Consider the following 16,075-nt stretch of genomic DNA (forward strand, 5'->3'; position numbering starts at 1 on the left):
TCGGGCAATGCACGATGTGGTGGTGCTCGGCGGTGGGCCGGCAGGGCTCGCCGCCGCGATTGCGCTCGGCGCGCGAGGCCGGAGCGTGGTCGTCCTCGAACGGGGGCGGCTCGGGCGGCCGCGCGTGGGCGAGACGTTCGGGCCCGAAATCGAGCCGCTCCTCGCCACGCTCGGGGTCTTGCAGGCGTTTCGGGCCGAGGCGTGCGTGCCTTTCCGAGGCGTGCGTTCGGCCTGGGGCTCGGCGGAGATCACGGCGCGCTCGTCGATCGTCGATCCGCTCGGCGAGGGGTTTCACGTGGACCGCGCGCGCTTCGACGCGATGCTCGCGGGCGCCGCGGCGCGCAATGGCGTCGTGCTCCGGGAGGAGACGGGCGTCCCGACGATCGAGGAAGCCGCGGGGGGCTTTCGCGTGCTCTCGCGCGAGGGGGACGAATTTTCGTGCAGGTTCCTCGTGGACGCGAGCGGCCGCGGCGCGCCTGCGGGCGCGGTAGGGTCGAGCGCGCGGCGCTGGGTCGCCTGCGATCGAGCCATTGCGATCGTCGGGCGGATGAAGGTGCCCGCGGGCCGGGGCGTGGAGCCCGAGCTGCTGCTCGAAACGACGGAGGCGGGGTGGTGGTACGTCGCGCCGCAGCCGGGACAAACGCTGCTTTTCGTGTTGCTCACGGACGCGGATCTCGGGGCCACGACGCCTCGCGCGGAGCCGATCGAACGATTTCTCCAGGCGCTCGAGCGGACGCACCACGTGCGGGCGCTCGCCGAAGGATGCATTCTGGAGGAGCCGCCGCGCGTGGTGCGGGCCGATACGGGAATGCTCCTGCCGGGTCGGGGGGCGCGGTGGTGCGCGGTGGGGGACGCGCTGGTCGCGGGCGATCCGCTGGCCGGGGACGGCGTTTCGCGGGGGTTTCGTTCGGCGATCGAGGCGGCGGCGGACATCGATCGGGCGCTCGCGGAAGGGGCCGAGGTGTTGCCCGCGCCGGCCACGGACCCTGCGGTGTTTCTCGCGGGGCATCTGGATCGGCGGGCGCGTTATTACAGCGTGGAGACCCGTTTCTCCGAGGCGCTTTTCTGGAAGCGGCGCCAGGCGATCGATTGGCAAACCGAGGCGATCACGCTGGATCCGCGGGCGATGCTGCAGTGGGACGGGCGCGAGCCCGACCCGCACGTGATGGCGCCGGTCGAGTCGCTCCTGCCACCAAAGGCGCTCGCCTCTGTGCTCGATTTCCTGCGGAGCCCGCGCCCCGCGCACGAGGCGCTCGCCGCGCTCCAGGCCGCGGCGCCGCTCGGGGATCGCCGCCTGCTCGTGGGGCTCGAAGGGCTCGTCGACCTCGGAATCCTGGTTCCTACAGGATGAACGGGATCAGGGCGCGCCGCTCGGTCGGATAATCGGGGAATTTCTCGCGATACCAGGTGTGCGTGGCGAACGCGCGCGGCACGAGGTTCGCCGCGCTGATGGCGAAGATGAAGACGCCGGCGAGCGACCACGTGCAGAGGGCAAACCCGGCCCAGCCCGTGAGCTCGGCCAGGTAACTCGGGTTCGTGACCCACCGGAAGAGGCCACCACGCGGGATGCGGTAGACCCGTTCGCCGCTCTGGACCTCCTCGCGGGTGCGCAGGTTCCGCAGGATCGAGTCCGAGTGCAAGGTGGCACCGAACGAAATGTAATAGATCACGAAACCCACCAGGAACCGCGGGTCGTGGAGCCATTCGGGGCCGTAATGGGGGCCGAGGCGCGAGATGAAGTCGGCGTGGAGGTAGCCGTGCATCGAGGTGACGAGGACGCCCGTGCCCACGACGAGGAGCCCGAACGAGGAGCGCTGGCCCTTCGGGACGCGCATCGAGAGCGGAAAATAAAAGCCGCGGTTGCCGTAATGGAGGAGCCACATCCCGAGGAAGACGAGCGGGACGAGCGCGCCGCGGTTCGGGCCGCGGGTGTAGAAGTAGAGGAACGAGAGCGTCGCGGGCAGCTCCATGAGGAACCAGCCGAGGCGCGGATCGAGCGCGACGCCGAAGCGCGGGCTCGCGAAGCGGCCATAAGGCGAGGGGACGAACCACGCGGCGACCGCGACGAACAGGGCAAACCCGAGCGCGATCGAGAGGACGAGGTCGTAGGTGGCGTCGCCGGTGTAGGTGGGCACGGTTTCCAGCGTGATACTACAGCCGGCGCGGCGGGCACAAGCCAGCTCGTGGGGCGGCTGCTAGGATGGGCCTTATGCGATGGATGTCTTTTCTGGCCGGAGCCGCGCTCCTTTCGGGGCTCCTTTGCGCGTGTGAACCGGAGACCGAGATCGTGGAGGGCTCGGCGGAGGACCACGGCAAGGCGCTGTTCTCGGACCCGACGCTCACGGAGACGAGCGCCAATGCGTTCTCCTGCGCGACGTGCCATCCGACGTCGAAGCCGTCCGCGGACGGGCCTATCCTTCCCGGCGCGCCGCTCGCGGGCGTGACGCGGCGGGCCTCGTACTGGGGCGGAATGGAGCTCGAGCTGCTCCGCTCGATGAACCATTGCCTCTATTATTTCATGCTGTCGAGCAAATCCTGGTCGGCCGAGGACGAGCGGGCCGGCGCGCTCTTCGCGTATCTCGACGCGCTGCCTGCGGGCTCTGCGGACGAGGAAGCCTGGCCGTTCACGGTGCCCGTGCAGGTGTCGGCGCCGCCCCCGGGCGACGCGACCGCGGGTGCGAGCGTCTATTCGCGCGCCTGCAAGAATTGCCATGGCGCCGTGAAGACGGGCGACGGCCGCCTCGTGGCGCGCGCGCCGGTCCTGCCGGACCAGACGCTCGCCGAGCACCCGCTCGGCACGTACACGCCCGAGCAGCGCAGGCTCGTCTTCGTGCAGAAGACGCGGCACGGCGGGTTTCTGGGGTACGGCGGGCAGATGCCGCCGTTTTCGCTGGAGGTGCTCTCCGACGAGCAGATGGGGGATCTGCTCGCCTACATGGGCGTGCCTTAGGGCGCCGCGCCCGGGATGCGCGCAATGGCGTCGGGATAGACGCCGACGACGGCCTCGCTCTGCGTCGCGAGCGTCGCGGCGTCGAGCACGAGGGCCTTGCCTGCCGTCACGTGATCACCCTCGCAGATGAGGACGAGCCGCGTGTCGTCGAGCCGATCGGCGACGTGGGGCCATTTGCATTCGTTGGCCGCGAAATCGCGGCGGGTGACCTCCTGGTCGTTTTCGAGGTCCCACAGGACGAGCGCGTCCGGCGACTGTGTCGGGATCCAGAGGCGCTTTCCGTCCTCGGAGAAGACCGGGAAGAAGGGCGCGCCGAGCGTGTCGATCTGGCGGTCCGGGGCCATCACGTTCGCCTCGATGTCGAAGAAACGCACGTCCTTCGAGACCGTGTTGCCGAGCGCCAGGGTTTTTCCGTCGGGGGAGAGGACGACCGAGTAGGGGCCGTATTTCGGATCTCCGATCGCGCTGCCGGAGGCGTCGACGGGGATCCGATCGACGACCTCGCGTTTGTCGAGGTCGACCACGGCGACCACGTCTTCCCCATAACAGGCGACATAGGCGCGAGCGCCGTCGGGCCGCGAGAGGACCATGCCATGCGGCGCGATGCAGGTGGTGATCCGCGCCGGATCGACCGAGCCGGTGGGGAGGATGGCACCCGGGTCGAGCAGCGCGAGCGTGGCGCGGGCCTTGTCGAGGTTGCCCGCGTTCTTGATCGCGCGCTGGAGATCGAAATGGGAGACGACGACGCGGCGGCCGTCGTCCGAGGCCACGATGTCGCCGGGATTCGCGTCGACGCGGACCTGGCCGAGGATGCGGAAGTCGGCGAGCGAGAGCTTTTGCACGTAGCCGGGCTGGATGCTGCCGCCGTGCGAGGCATGCGGGCCACCGGTCGCGACGACGGGATAGGAGAGGCCGATGTAGACGAAGCCGCCAGCCTTATCGACGGCGACGTGGTGCGGGCCGTCGAGGCCGACCGGGTCGCGGCCGACCGGGACATGCCCGACCTTCTCGCCCGTGCCGAGGTCGAGGAGCGAGATCGTGTCCGAGAGGCTGTCCGTGATGATTCCAAGTCCGCCCGGAGGGACGGCGACGGGCTCGCGTCGATCCGGGAATGCGTTGCCCGTGTACGGGTCGTAGCGATGCTCGACGGGGGCTTCCCCGCATGCAGGCAGGGCGGTGAGCAGGGCGGCGCCGGCGAGGGCGCGAAGATGAAATGCGGTCATGGCGTGATCGTAAAGGTGGTTTTGCTGCCCTGGAAGGGGCCGCCGTCCATGTCGATGCGGTTGTCGACGAGCTGCGCGCCCTGGAGCTCGACCGTGAGGGTCGCCTTGGCCGCGGTGATACGCGCCCAGACTGAATCCGAGGGCTTCCACGAGGTCTCGCTCGTGAAGACGCGGGCGAGCTTGGGGTCGGCGTCGGAGGAGACGACGAGCCAAGTCGCATACCCCGTGAACGGCGTGCCGTGGGCGTGCGCCGCGCGGACGGGCCCGAGGAGCGCGGCGAGCGGGGCGAGGAGGGGCTCGGCGCGCGGCTCGGCCGGCAGGAGCGACGGGGGCGCGGGCGGCGTGAGGCGCGAGGTGGCGCCGACGGCCCAGGAAAACGTGGGAATGGTCGCGGCCGAGAGCGCGCCCGCGGGCGGGTTGAGCAACGTGGGGGCCTGCGAGGGGGCGTTCGCGGGCGGGTTTGCTTCGACGGCGGTGAGGAACGCCGCGAGCGCTTCATCCGTGGTCGTTCCCCCGTAGACGACGTCCTCGTACCCTGCGGGGACGCTCTCCTCGTCGTCGTGGCAGGCATAGAGGGATGCCGAGGCGAGTGGGATCAGAATGGCGAGATGAAAAAGATTTTTCATGGCAAGCTCCGTGCGGCGCGTGAGCGGTGGCCCTTCGGAGCGTAGCGCATCGGGGCCCCGTGGCCAGGCGTCAGGGCGCGTGGAAGCAGGGAACGAGCGCGCTCGCGTGGAAGCTCTCGGTCTTGTCGAGGGGGAACGTCGCGAGCTTGTTGGGTGCGGTTTTGTCGTCCCCGAGAGCGAAGGTGTCGATGGCGCCGCCATAACCGCTCGCTGCGATGAGCATCTTCCCCCCATAGGCGAGGTAGAGGCGGTTCAGGCCGCCGGTGGCGGGGGTGGCGGTGAGGCAAGCCGCCTTCTCGCCCGGCGTGAAGCGACACGCGCTCACGTTCGCATCGCTGTGGGAATGGTAGAAGAGCTCGCCGTCCAGCGCGATCGCGTCGTATCCATTCGAGAACCCGGCGCCGCTGTAGGTGGGCGACTTGCCGGTGGGGATGTTTCCTGCCTCGGCGAGTTCGTAATTCGCGAACCCACCGCCGCTGTACCCAGTAAAACCCATGAACTTGCCGTCGGTCGAGAGGAAGGTCGCGTGGAAGAAGCCTTCCCCCGTGTCGGCCGTGACCGAGGGTTGATCCACGGTCATCTTCCCATCGGCGGCATAACGCACGAAGGCCCCCACGACCTTGTTTTCGGCCGGGTTGATGCCGCTGGTGGATCCGCCGAACACGTAGAACGCAGGTTGTTGCGGGTGCATCGTGAAGGCGACGGTATCGAGCGAGCCCACAGGGAAAATGATCGTCTTGTGGTCGACGTCGACGAGCTCGCCGCTCGGGCCGATCGAATACGCACGGACGTCGACCGTGTCCGTGTGGCTCATGACGAAGAGGACGTTGTTTTTCTCGTCGCAGAGGAGCCCGGCCACGTCGGGCACGCTTTTCGTGGCCCCGACGGGGAGGAGCTTGCCCGTGGGGGTGACCTCCACGGCCTCGATGGAATCACTCGTCTGGAGAGTGAAATAGACGCGGCGGCCGCATCGCGCCGCGGCCCGCTGGCGGAAGGGCCAGAGGCCGATGGTATGGGACCCGTCGAGGACGCGCAGATCGGCGAGCGTCATGGTGCCGTCCTGGTCGACGCGAATCGAGCTCACGACCGAGGGATCGCCGCCGATGTGGTTGACGAGACAAACCGCCTCGATCTGGCAGGTGGAGCTGCAGCCGTCTTCGTCGACCTTGTTGCCGTCGTCGCAGGTCTCGCCCTCGTCGATGCTGTCGTTGCCGCAATGGGGGAAGGCGTCGACGCAGGTGCCTTCCTTGCAGGAGAGCCCGGGATTGCACGTGCCGTCCGCCGCGCAGGGACAGCCTTCCGCGCCGGGATCCACGCAGCCGGGCTGGCCTCCCTGGCCCCCCTGGCCGCCCTGCCCGCCCGCGCCGGCCTGTCCTCCGCTGCCGGAACTGCTGTAATCGCGGATCTCCACCGCACATCCCCCGCCCAGGGCGGCCGTGGCAATCGACGCGAAGAACCACCATTTCTGCAAGTTCATGAAAGCGCCTCCCCTCGATTCGGGATCATGGCCAGGCGAGGTCTCGCCGCGGCCCGCCCGGGAAGGTGCCCTTCTCCAGGCCCTCCGTCAACCGCGGTTGCGGAAAGGTCCCGCGCTCAGCGGGCGCGAAGGACGAGCGCCGCCGCGTCCGCGGCAAGCGTGAGCGTCTGGCCCGAGAGCCGAGCTTCGCCGAGCGCGAAGAGGAGGGAAGCGACGGGGAATTCGTCGTCCTCGAGATCCATGTCGACGGGGGAAGCGACATTGACGGCGACGTCGAGGATCTCGCCCTCATGGGTGCGGCGAAAGAGGAAGAGGCCGCCCTCGGCGAAGAGGATTTCGAGGGCGCCGCGGCCGAGCGCAGGGTGAGATGCGCGGAGGGCGAGGAGGGAGCGGATGATTGAAAACGCGCGCTCGCCGGCGGAATCCGGGCGGAGCGGGAGGGGCATTCGATCGGGCCAGACGTCCTCGGGCTCGGCGATGGGGGTCTCGGCGAAGAGGTCGTACTCCTCGCCATAAAGAAGCGAGGGGACGCCGGGCCACGCGAGGAGGACGAAGAGGCCGAGGAGGCCGGAGCGGGAAGGGCCGCCGTGTTTGCGGGCGATGCTGGTGAAGCGGGGGTGGTCGTGTGTCGAGACGAACCGGAGCGAGCGTGCGCCGGGCGCGCCTCGATCGAGGTCGAGGCGGGCGAGCCGCTGGGCCGCGAGCTCGGCGGGGATGGCGCGTTTGGCGAGGAAATCGACGAGGACGTCGTGGAAGCCGAAATCGGTGGCGCAATCGAGGGCGCCGCGGCTCGTCCAGCGATGGGCGTGGGCCGGGACGAGCTCGCCGAGGACGACGGCGTCGGGGATTTCGCGGCGGAAGGTGTCGCGAATGGAGACGGCGAGGTCGTGCGGGACTTCGGCGGCCATGTCGAGGCGCAGGCCGGAGGCGCCGCGTTTCGCCCAGCGGGACGTGGCGGAGAGGACGAGGGCGCGGACCTCGGGATGATCGAGGTTCAGCAAAGGAGCGTCCTTGCGCCGGCCGTAATGGCGGAGCTTGGGCGCGCCGCGGGACGGGGTTGTCCAGTGGAACCAGGCGGCGAACGGGGAGCCGAGGCCGCGCGCGTGGACGTCCTCGTAGGGCGGAAAGCCGCGGCCGGCGTGCGAGAAGGCGAGGTCGACGAGGATGCGGATCCCGCGGGCGCGGGCCTCCGCGGCGAGGCGCTCGAAGGCGGGTTCGCCGCCGAGGGCCGGGTCGATCTGGAGGGGATCGACGAGATCGTAGCGATGGCAGGAGGCCGCGAGGATCGTCGGGGTGAGGTAAAGGACGGTGACGCCGAGAGCGGCGAGGCGCGGCAATGCCAGGCGAATGCCGTCGATGTGCCCGCCGGCAGGACGATCACGGCCGGGATCGTGTCCCCAGGAGGCACCGGGGCGCGGGGCGAAACGATCGACGAAGATCGTATACAGGACGGCGTGTTTCCACCAGGCGGGGAGATCGTCGGCGGGCGCGAGTACGAGGGAAAAGGCCTCGTTCGGGCCGGGATCGAAGTGGATGCGGATGACCCCCGCGGCGGCCGGAAGCTCGGCGCGGAAGAAAAGGTGCTCGTCCTCCTCGGCGGCGCGGGTCATTTCGATCGTGCCGCGCGCGTCGTCGGATTCCCATGAGAGTCGCAACGACGTACCGTGGCCGCGGCGCACGCCGGCCGTGACGATGCAATGATCGTCCTCGGGCGCTCGCACGACGAAGGGCGGCGCCGGGGCGAAGAGCAGCGGCTCGGGCGCGCCGCCGATGGAGAGGACGCTGTTCCGAATGCGATCCCGCGAGCGTGTCCGCGGATTGTCGAGGTCGAGCGACCAGGAACCGCCCGCGCGGAGCTTGTACGAATACATGCCGACGGGCAGGTCGAGCGTGGCTTCGGCGATTCGTTCGTCGGGCTTCGAGGTTGGCGTCGACGCGAGCGGGATCCCCGTTTGCCAGTCGCAGACCTCGCCGAGCAGCTCGACGGGCGCGCCGGGCTTCGCGCCGGGGAAGGCGCCACGCGCGCGCAGGTGGACGGGACGGAGATCACGCGGTGAGGCGGGATCATGCGGGAGGGGTGTGGTCGGGTCTTGTCGCGGCACGCGGCTTCATCTTACCCTCGGGCAATGATCAAGGTGAGGGTGCGAAAGGCGGGGACGGGCGTCGCCGCGGCGTCGGGGCTCATCGCCCTTTCCGGGGCGCAGACGGGGTGCGTGGCCGAGCCGATCGAGCCGGGCGAGGAGTCGATCGCCGAGGCCGAGGCCGAGCTTTCCCCGGGCACGGGCACGCTCGCGCTCGACGGCTTTCCGGGCAACTTCACGGTGAAGCTCGTCAACGCGAACACGGACGAGTTCCTGCGCGCCGGCCAGGCGCTCTCGCTGGAGCTGCCCGTGTGGCTGCTCTGGGACAAGCTCTATCCGGGGTCGCCGCTTCCGACGGATCTCGCGCGGCTCAAGCAGATCACGGCGACGGTGACGGTGGGCGCCATCGACAAGGCGACGCCGCTCGCATCGCTGAAGAGCCCGGTGACGAGCTACAGCGGCGCGGATTCGTATGGCCTCAAAGCGCTCACGAAGACGTTCATCGTGCCGTCGAAGGCCGACTGGCTCACGTTCGCGCTGACGATCACGGACCTCGCGCCCGCGGGCGTGAGCGCGAGCATCACGGCGGCGGAGCTTTCGAAGCTCGCGGTCTTCGGCGGGGAGCTGCCGAACAAGAGCTTGTTCATGGATTGGGCGCAGTCGACGAAACGAAACAAGATCATCGAGGGCGACGATCCGATCGCGGGGGCCGAGCTCTTGCTTGCGGTGTCGGACTGGCGGGCCGACGTGGTGGTCGACAAATCGCTGATCGACACGCAGATCGGCACGGCGCAGAGCGCGAGCCGGTTCGGGTGGGTGACGATCCCGATTTACGGCAAGATCGTGCACGAGGTCGCCTACGGCGTCTATTTCGACGACGGCCTCGAGTGGCGGCCCGAGGTGATGCTCACCGAGACCCCGAATTCGCGTTTCCTGGGCGCGGGGCGCACGACGTACGAGGGGAACATCCAGGTGCCCGCGAAGGCGCGGCGGATGCTGATGTACACGCACGTGAAGACGTACCTCGTCGCCGATTACACGGGGTACGCGAACGTCACGGCGAAATGGTACGCGGATGGGGAGAAGATGCTGAAGGCCGACAAGTACGACAACCCGAACGGGGCCTTCACGAATTATTCGTTCTCGATCTCGAACACACTGCCCTGAATGCTCCTCCCGACGGACCTGCACGGGCACACGCTCTTCTCGGACGGCCGCGCGACGCCGGAGGCGTACGTGGATTTCCGTCGCGAGATCGGGATGCGCGTGATCGCCGTGGCGGATCACGACGTGCTCGCCGCCGTGCCGCGCGCCGCGCGGGCGGCGGCGGACGCGAGGATCCTGTTCCTGCCGGCCCTGGAGGTGACGTCGTTTTTGCATTTCGGGACGGACCGGGCCGAGCAGTTCCACGTGCTCGCGTACTTCCCGGCGCGCTTCGCGATGCTGCCGCTCCTCCGGCAAACGGCGCTCTTCCGGCGGGGCGAGCGGGTGCAGGCGAAATGGAAGGCGTTCGTGCTCGCCTGGATGGAGGGGATCTCGGAGGCGGAGCGGCGCGCGATCGATCCGGGAGGTGAATTCGAGGCGCTCGCGCCGGCCGATTTTCCGGCGCTGCAATCGATGCTGGACCGCATCGCCTCCCGGACGGCGTTGTTTCCAGCGTTCCGCGAGCATCACGTGCGGTTCTGGGAGGAGGATCGGGAGCTCTTCGGCTGGACGCCGGAGGAGGCGATCGAATGCATTCGGCAGGACGGCGCGCTCGACGTGGTGGCCCACCCGGGCCGGTACCGCGACAAGGAGAGGACCCGCGCGGTCCTGCTGCGGGCGAGCGGGATCGAGGTTTATACGTCGCGCCACAAGGCAGAGGTGGCCGAGTCGTTCCGCGCGTTCGCGGAGGAGCACAAGAAATGCTGGACGGCATCGTCGGACGATCACCAGAATGCACGGTACGTGAAGCCTGCCGCGGGAACGCCGGTCTCGACGATCGAGCGGATCCTGGGGCGAGCGCTGCCGATCGAGGCGATTCTCTCGGCCTGAAGCGGCGCTCGCTCGGGTTGCTCTCGGCGGCGCTGATCCTCGTGCCGGGCGCGGCGCTCGCGGCCGATCCGCCGGCGGCGCCGGCCCCGGTGCAGCCAGCGCCGACCCCGCCTCCGGGAGGATGGGCGGGCGAGCTCGACGCGCTGTCGAAATGGATCGCGGACCGGGGCAAGGGGCCTTCGTGCGCGGCGCGGTGTTATACGCTGGAGAGGCTCACGCTTTCGGGGCGGGTCGGGGAGGGGCCGCTCGAATTCGAGCTCGTGGGCCGGGTGCTCGCGGACGGAGCCGTCGACGTGCCGCTCTTCGGTCCGCCGAAAGAGGTGCGGCTCGAAGGCGTGACGGAGAACGACAAGGAAGCGGCGATCGGATTCGAGGGCGATAAGTATTTCGTGCACACGTCCGCCCGGCGGTTCGTGCTCAAAGGAAAAATGACGCTCGGGACCGATCTGACGCTCCAGATCCCCGGGCCCTTGAACACGCTGGAGGCGGATCTCGCGTCGGGCGCGGTGGTCGAGGGGTCCCGTTTGTCCGGGATCGTCGGGACGACGATCCACCTGAACCGGCAGGACAAGGCGGCCGAGGCGGGGCCCACGGTCTTTCAGCTCTCGCGCGCGGTGCGCGTGGGCCGCGAGATCAGCTTCGAATATCGGCTCGTGATGCGCTCGGGGACGGACCTCGGGGTCGTGCGTTTGCCGCTCTCGCTCGGCGAGAAGGTGCTCGACGTGACGGGCGCGACGGGGTTCCGGGTCGAGGGAAACGAGCTCGTTTTGCCGACGTCGGGGCGGACGGCGGAGATGACGATCACGGGCACGCTCGCGAAGCTCGGGGCGATGGCGCCGGACGCGCGGTCGGGGTATGAATGGTGGCTCCTCGAGAGTGACCCGGAGCATCGGGTGGCCGTGACCGGGGACGCGCGGCAGGTGGATTCGGCCGAGTCGCCCATTCCGCGGTCGCAGCCGACGTCGCGGCTCTTTCTGGTGCAAAAAGGCCAGAAGATGGAGGCGGCCGTGACGCCGCTCGCGGCCGTGGATGCGCTCGCCGCGGTGGTGCAATCGCACCAGCGGACGGTGGTGCTGACGGCGCGTGGCGACGTGGTCTCGCAGGATTATGTGACCTACGAGAACAATGGCGTCGATTACCTCGCCTATGCGCCCTCGGGGCGGCCGATCTTCCTGTCGACGTCGGGCAAGGCCGAGCGGATCATGCGGCAGGGCGCCGATTCCGAGGAGATCCTGGTGCCGCTCCGGACGGGCAGCCAGACGGTGCAGGTGCAATCGCTCTCGCAGACGGGGCTCAAGCCGCTCTTCGGGACGGTGACGGTGCCAATGCCGTCGTATGCATTGACGGCGAGCCGGACGGATCTGACCGTGGGATTGCCGGCGGGGGTGTTTCCGTTGGCGTTGCTCGGCGGCGATCGCCCGAAATGGGCGGTGGAGGGCAGTGATCTCCTGGTGTCGGGCATCGGCTTCGCGGCCGGCTGGGCCGCGGTGCGGCCGGGGCCCGGGACGAGCCCGTCGCGATTGCGGACGATGCGGATCCTCGGGGGCGTCGTGCTCGCGTCGTTGTGGTTCTTGTGGCAGCCGGGGTTCGTCCTTTCGCTCATCGCGCTCGGGCTCTGGGGGCTGATCTGGCTCGTGGGCGTGTTCGCGAAGGGCGCGGCGCGGGCGGCGGCGACGATCGTGCTCGTCGGCGGGCTCGGGCTCGTGGGGCTCATGGGGCTCGCGGCGATGAGCTCGCGTTCGCCGATGAAATCGTCGGACATCAGCTACGAGCCGCCGCCGCAGCGGGCGGCCGCGCCTGCATCGACGCTGGGTGGAAAGCTGGAAGATGATCGACTGGGCAATGGTTGGATGGGCAAAGGCGGCGGGGTGCTGGAGGGCGTGACGCCGGTGCCGCTGCCGCTGCCGGGATATCGACATTCGATGAGCGCGAGCCGCGAGCTCGTGACGAAAGATCGGCCGTTCCGGCCGACGCTGGTGTACGTGACGGACACGGCCGTGGCGCCGATCGCGGTGCTATGGCTCGTGGGTTTGGTGATCGTGGTGAGCGCGCATCGAGGGCGCATCAAGGATGGCTATCGGCGGCTGCGCGAGCGGCTCGACCACGCGGCGGCGGCGCCGGCCGAGGCGACGGCGAAGGCCGTCGAGGCGCCGAAGGACAAGGAAGGAGAAGAGGAATGACGAAGGCAGGAAAAGGCGGTCTCACGCTCCTCGCTGCGGCGCTTTTCGTGGCGTGCGGCGGCGCAGCCCCGGAGCCCGTGACGCCCGCGGAAAAGGCGCCCGAGAAGGTCGCCGAGGCGCCGAAGCCCGAGGCGAGCGGGGACGCGGCGGCGGCCGGGCCGGACGCGGAGAAGGCCGAGCAATGTATTGCGACGGCCAACGCGAAGCGCGCGAAGTTCAGCGGCGAGCCGCCGAAGGTGACGGTCAAACACATCCTCGTGAGATTCAAGGGCACGAAAAACGCGGACGCGTCGATCAAGCGCTCGCGCGAGGAGGCGTGTCTGCGGGCGATGGAGGCGCGCGACAAGCTGCGCGAGGGCGCGGATTTCGACGAGATGGTGAAGGAGTACAGCGAGGAGCCCGGCGCGGCGTCGCGCGGCGGCTCCGTGGGGGAGATCGAGCGCGCCATGGTGGTCAAGCCGTTCGCGGACGCGGCGTTCGAGCTCGCCGTCAACCAGATGAGCGATGTCGTGGAGACCGAGTTCGGCTTCCACTTGATCTTCCGGTCGCAGTGACCCGAAACGAAAAGGCGCGCCCCCGGTTCTCCCCGGGAGGCGCGCCTTTTTCATTTCCTTACGTCGTCGAACGAATCAGCGGGCCTTGCCGATCGCCTTCTGCCAGGACGGGCGCTCGCTGATGCGGCTCCACCACGCCGCGACGTTCGGGCGCTCCTTGACGATGTCGCCGAGGCCCGTGTCGAAGAGGTATTGGAAGTACGGCGCGTAGGTGATCTCCGCGATCGAGAACGAGCCGGCGAGGAACTCCTTGCCGACGAGCGCGCGGTCGAGCACGTCGAGGGCCTTCGCCGCCTCCGCCTTGCCCTTCGCGATGACGTCCGGGTCCGGCGTCGTGCCCTTCATCGGCGAGAAGAAGATCTCGAGGATCGCCTTCATCGCGGGCGGGCTGAAGTACGACTGCTCGACGCTGATCCACTGCTCCATGACCCCGAGATCCTTCGCGTCCGTCGGGGCCAGGCCGCCGAGCTTCGCGTTGAGGTAACGCAGGATCGCGCGCGACTCGTAGAGCACGAAGCCGTCGTCGTCGAGGACGGGCACGACGCCGAAGGGGTGACGGGCGAGGTGCTCGGCGCTCTTCTGGTCGCCCTTCATGATGTCGACGAGCACGAACTCGTAATCCACGCCCTTCTCCGCCAGAGCGCAAAGGAGCTTGCGCGTGCACGTGCTCGCCGGATGACCGTAGACCTTCATGAGAATCCTCCTCCCCGTCACGGAACGGGATATTTCGCTCCGCTCCATACTCCCCTTGGATCGCGTCGTCCACCCTCACGGGCCGCCGCGCACGATGGTGCGCCGCGTCGGGCGCGAGCGTCACAATCCGTAAACGTGGACGTCGTCGATTCGCCATTCTTCGGCCAAGGCGTCGCCCGCGGCGGTCTGGTCGTCGTAATGGAAGCGGACGACGAAGGGCTTGCCGGCGACGAGCGCCGAGAGGTCGAGGCGGACGTGGCCCGAGGCGTCGAGCGTGTACGTGGCGACCGGGCTGAAAGGTCCGCCCATCACGGAGATTTCGACGGCGGCGCGGTCCGTGGCCGAGGTCCAGTGGTCGAAGTCGTGGTCGAATTCGAGGAAGACGCGCGTGAAGGGCCCTGCGTCGAGGGTCGGGGAGACGAGGATCTCGCCGTCGAGCGTGACGTTGCTCTCGTCCTTGACGAGCATGAAAGCGCCGCCGGACGTGCTGCCCGTGGTGTTGTCCTGGGGGCAGCCGAGGAGCGGATCGCAGCGGTAGAAGCCCTTGCCGTCGCTGCCGGCGTCGACGACGGAGAGAGGGGCGAAGTCGGTGGAGAAGTCCTGCGCGAGCAGGCTCGTCGCGGCCGCGCATTTCGGGCCCATGCCGAGATCGACGCAGGCCGCGCCGTCGGCGCAGCGGTTCGTCTTGCCCGACGGATCACAGGCGAGGCCTGGGGCGAGGACGGGGCGAACCATGGCTTCGAGGCCATACGCGCCGGAATCCATGGCGCTGAAGCCGTCGACGACGAGGGAATACGTACCCGCGGGGAGGTTTGTCAGCGTAAACGATTCGGGGTGGCCGCCGAGCTGGGTGTCGGCGCAGGCGAGCTCGTTTGCATTCATCGAGCAAGCGTCGAGCAGGTACACGCCGAGGTCGAAGAGCGGCGAGGACGGCGCGACGCGGACGGAGAGATCGGCCGGGGCAGGGAGCGTGATCCTATACACGGCCTCGGGGCCGCCGCCGGTGCAGCTCGCGGAGAGGACGGCGCCGTCCGAGACGAGCGTGGTGCCGGCAAGAGGGCCCGCGCCGACCGCGGAAGGCATTTCGCAGGTGCCCGAGGCTGCCACGAGGTCGAAGGGCTGCTCGGTGACGCGGAGCTCGTAGGGGCCAACGTTCGCCGCCGCATAACCGGAGACGACGAGGAAGACGGGCGTCTGGGGCGGCAAGACCGCGGTTTCGAGGCGCGCGAGGGGGCCGTCGCCGCTGTCGTCGTCGCAAGCGTGCTCCACGCTGGTGTCGAGGCAGTCGAGGTACGCCCAGGCGACGGTATCGGCGAGCGCGCCGCCGATGTCGGTGGTCTCGAACGTCACGCGCGCGGGAGATGATCCTGTGACGTACCGATGCACGACCGCCGGCGCAGCCGTGCCGCCGGCCGAGCAGGTTGGCGTGCCGAACCCTGGGACGGGAGAGCCGAGCGTGGTGCCGGTATAGACGAGCGTTTCGCCCTGCATTTGGCCCGTGGCGAGGAGATCGACGGCGTCGCCGCAGGTGGTGCCGGGTTCGAGGAGACATTGGGAGGAGCAACCATCGGCAGGCATGGCGTTGCCGTCGTCGCAGGTCTCGCCCGGCTCGATGACGCCGTTGCCGCAGACGAACGAGGCGCCGCCTTGGCCGCCCGCGCCGCCGTTTCCGGCGCCGCCCATGCCGCCCGCGCCGCCGCTGCCGCCTGCGCCACCGCTGCCGCCTGCGCCACCGCCGCCGCTTCCGCCTTGGCCCCCGACGCCGCCGCTTCCGCCTGCGCCGCCGCTTCCGCCTTGGCCTCCGAGGCCGCCTTGGCCGCCCGCGCCACCTTCTCCGGCCGCGCCGCCTTGCCCCCCTGCGCCGCCTTCGCCCGCGACACCACCTTGGCCGCCGGCGCCGCCGTTCCCACCTGCGCCTTGTCCTCCTGCGCCCGCCGTGCCGCTGCTCGACGTGGCTGTGGTTCCGCCTTCGTCTCCACACGCGGCGAGCGCCACGGTCGAGGCCACCATGCAGGCAAAAAGAGCGTCGCGGACGTGGGCCATGTCTCCTCCGTTTTCGGCGCGATGAAAGCATGGCGGACGCGGAATTTGGAGCCCGCTTTGCGTCACGAACGGCGCGGATCGGGAGAAACGCGCGTCGCCGTCGGGAAAACACGCACGCCGCGCGCGCTCTCGCCGGAGCCACGAACGGTGGGGTTCACCGGTTGTCCACCGTTGGTGTTCGAATCATCCTCGATAGTCGCTTTTTGTCCGCGTG

General features: G+C 69.3%; 13 protein-coding genes. 6 read left to right on the forward strand and 7 right to left on the reverse strand.

Annotation, left to right across the window (positions count from 1 at the left end; translation table 11 throughout):
• The first annotated feature begins 7 nt into the window (after positions 1–7).
• On the forward strand, positions 8–1,351 hold the full coding sequence (locus QHF89_RS15540) for an NAD(P)/FAD-dependent oxidoreductase (RefSeq protein WP_136968763.1): 1,344 nt from the start codon (positions 8–10) through the stop codon (positions 1,349–1,351).
• Here the strand turns inward: QHF89_RS15540 and QHF89_RS15545 are convergent.
• A complete protein-coding gene (locus QHF89_RS15545; protein ID WP_136968762.1) occupies positions 1,341–2,135 on the reverse strand; it encodes a phosphatidylethanolamine N-methyltransferase family domain-containing protein in 795 nt (264 codons plus the stop codon). The two genes, QHF89_RS15540 and QHF89_RS15545, sit on opposite strands and share 11 nt — an antisense overlap.
• Positions 2,136–2,209: 74 nt before the next feature.
• Between QHF89_RS15545 and QHF89_RS15550 the strand changes: the two genes are divergently transcribed.
• Positions 2,210–2,950: a c-type cytochrome gene (locus QHF89_RS15550; protein WP_136968761.1), complete on the forward strand. Its 741-nt coding sequence runs from the start codon at positions 2,210–2,212 to the stop codon at positions 2,948–2,950.
• Here QHF89_RS15550 and QHF89_RS15555 read toward each other — a convergent pair.
• From QHF89_RS15555 to QHF89_RS15570, 4 genes are all read right to left on the reverse strand, one after another.
• Positions 2,947–4,173, reverse strand: a complete 1,227-nt coding sequence (locus QHF89_RS15555; protein WP_136968760.1) for a YncE family protein — start codon at positions 4,171–4,173, stop codon at positions 2,947–2,949. The genes QHF89_RS15550 and QHF89_RS15555 overlap by 4 nt on opposite strands.
• On the reverse strand, positions 4,170–4,799 hold the full coding sequence (locus tag QHF89_RS15560; RefSeq protein ID WP_136930250.1) for a hypothetical protein: 630 nt from the start codon (positions 4,797–4,799) through the stop codon (positions 4,170–4,172). The genes QHF89_RS15555 and QHF89_RS15560 overlap by 4 nt, the downstream gene beginning before the upstream one ends.
• Positions 4,800–4,869: 70 nt before the next feature.
• The gene (locus QHF89_RS15565) at positions 4,870–6,276 is read right to left on the reverse strand and encodes a hypothetical protein (protein WP_136968759.1); all 1,407 of its coding nucleotides are present in this window, start codon (positions 6,274–6,276) and stop codon (positions 4,870–4,872) included.
• Positions 6,277–6,392: 116 nt separating this feature from the next.
• A complete protein-coding gene (locus QHF89_RS15570) occupies positions 6,393–8,378 on the reverse strand; it encodes an alpha-amylase family glycosyl hydrolase (protein WP_136968758.1) in 1,986 nt (661 codons plus the stop codon).
• A gap of 24 nt (positions 8,379–8,402) precedes the next feature.
• On the opposite strand from QHF89_RS15570, the gene QHF89_RS15575 reads away from it, so the two are divergent.
• From QHF89_RS15575 to QHF89_RS15590, 4 genes are read left to right on the forward strand one after another with little or no spacing between them, the layout of a single operon-like run.
• Positions 8,403–9,524, forward strand: coding sequence for a hypothetical protein (locus QHF89_RS15575; RefSeq protein ID WP_136968757.1), 1,122 nt, complete (start codon positions 8,403–8,405; stop codon positions 9,522–9,524).
• Positions 9,525–10,391, forward strand: coding sequence for a PHP domain-containing protein (locus tag QHF89_RS15580; RefSeq protein WP_136968756.1), 867 nt, complete (start codon positions 9,525–9,527; stop codon positions 10,389–10,391).
• A 17-nt stretch (positions 10,392–10,408) separates the two neighbouring features.
• Complete coding sequence (locus QHF89_RS15585) at positions 10,409–12,571, forward strand: hypothetical protein (RefSeq protein WP_136968755.1); 2,163 nt, start codon at positions 10,409–10,411, stop codon at positions 12,569–12,571.
• Complete coding sequence (locus tag QHF89_RS15590; RefSeq protein ID WP_136930255.1) at positions 12,568–13,125, forward strand: peptidylprolyl isomerase; 558 nt, start codon at positions 12,568–12,570, stop codon at positions 13,123–13,125. The genes QHF89_RS15585 and QHF89_RS15590 overlap by 4 nt, the downstream gene beginning before the upstream one ends.
• A gap of 75 nt (positions 13,126–13,200) precedes the next feature.
• Here QHF89_RS15590 and QHF89_RS15595 read toward each other — a convergent pair whose 3' ends face one another.
• Together QHF89_RS15595 and QHF89_RS15600 are read right to left on the reverse strand one after the other, a co-directional pair.
• Positions 13,201–13,818 (reverse strand): glutathione S-transferase family protein, encoded by a 618-nt coding sequence (locus QHF89_RS15595; protein WP_136930256.1) that lies wholly within the window; start codon positions 13,816–13,818, stop codon positions 13,201–13,203.
• Between the two features lie 120 nt (positions 13,819–13,938).
• Positions 13,939–15,861 carry a hypothetical protein gene (locus QHF89_RS15600; RefSeq protein ID WP_284720532.1) on the reverse strand — a complete coding sequence of 641 codons (1,923 nt, stop codon included), beginning with the start codon at positions 15,859–15,861 and terminating at the stop codon, positions 13,939–13,941.
• Positions 15,862–16,075 lie beyond the last annotated feature (214 nt).

This window comes from Polyangium sorediatum, assembly GCF_029946465.1.
In the GTDB taxonomy this organism is placed as follows: domain Bacteria; phylum Myxococcota_A; class Polyangia; order Polyangiales; family Polyangiaceae; genus Polyangium; species Polyangium fumosum.

Excerpts from the sequence above, each read along its gene's own strand:
- QHF89_RS15540 (WP_136968763.1), top strand. The coding sequence starts at position 8 with ATGCACGATGTGGTGGTGCTCGGCGGTGGGCCGGCAGGGCTCGCCGCC.
- QHF89_RS15550 (WP_136968761.1), top strand. The coding sequence starts at position 2,210 with ATGCGATGGATGTCTTTTCTGGCCGGAGCCGCGCTCCTTTCGGGGCTC.
- QHF89_RS15555 (WP_136968760.1), bottom strand. The coding sequence starts at position 4,173 with ATGACCGCATTTCATCTTCGCGCCCTCGCCGGCGCCGCCCTGCTCACC.
- QHF89_RS15560 (WP_136930250.1), bottom strand. The coding sequence starts at position 4,799 with ATGAAAAATCTTTTTCATCTCGCCATTCTGATCCCACTCGCCTCGGCA.
- QHF89_RS15565 (WP_136968759.1), bottom strand. The coding sequence starts at position 6,276 with ATGAACTTGCAGAAATGGTGGTTCTTCGCGTCGATTGCCACGGCCGCC.
- QHF89_RS15575 (WP_136968757.1), top strand. The coding sequence starts at position 8,403 with ATGATCAAGGTGAGGGTGCGAAAGGCGGGGACGGGCGTCGCCGCGGCG.
- QHF89_RS15580 (WP_136968756.1), top strand. The coding sequence starts at position 9,525 with ATGCTCCTCCCGACGGACCTGCACGGGCACACGCTCTTCTCGGACGGC.
- QHF89_RS15590 (WP_136930255.1), top strand. The coding sequence starts at position 12,568 with ATGACGAAGGCAGGAAAAGGCGGTCTCACGCTCCTCGCTGCGGCGCTT.
- QHF89_RS15595 (WP_136930256.1), bottom strand. The coding sequence starts at position 13,818 with ATGAAGGTCTACGGTCATCCGGCGAGCACGTGCACGCGCAAGCTCCTT.
- QHF89_RS15600 (WP_284720532.1), bottom strand. The coding sequence starts at position 15,861 with ATGGCCCACGTCCGCGACGCTCTTTTTGCCTGCATGGTGGCCTCGACC.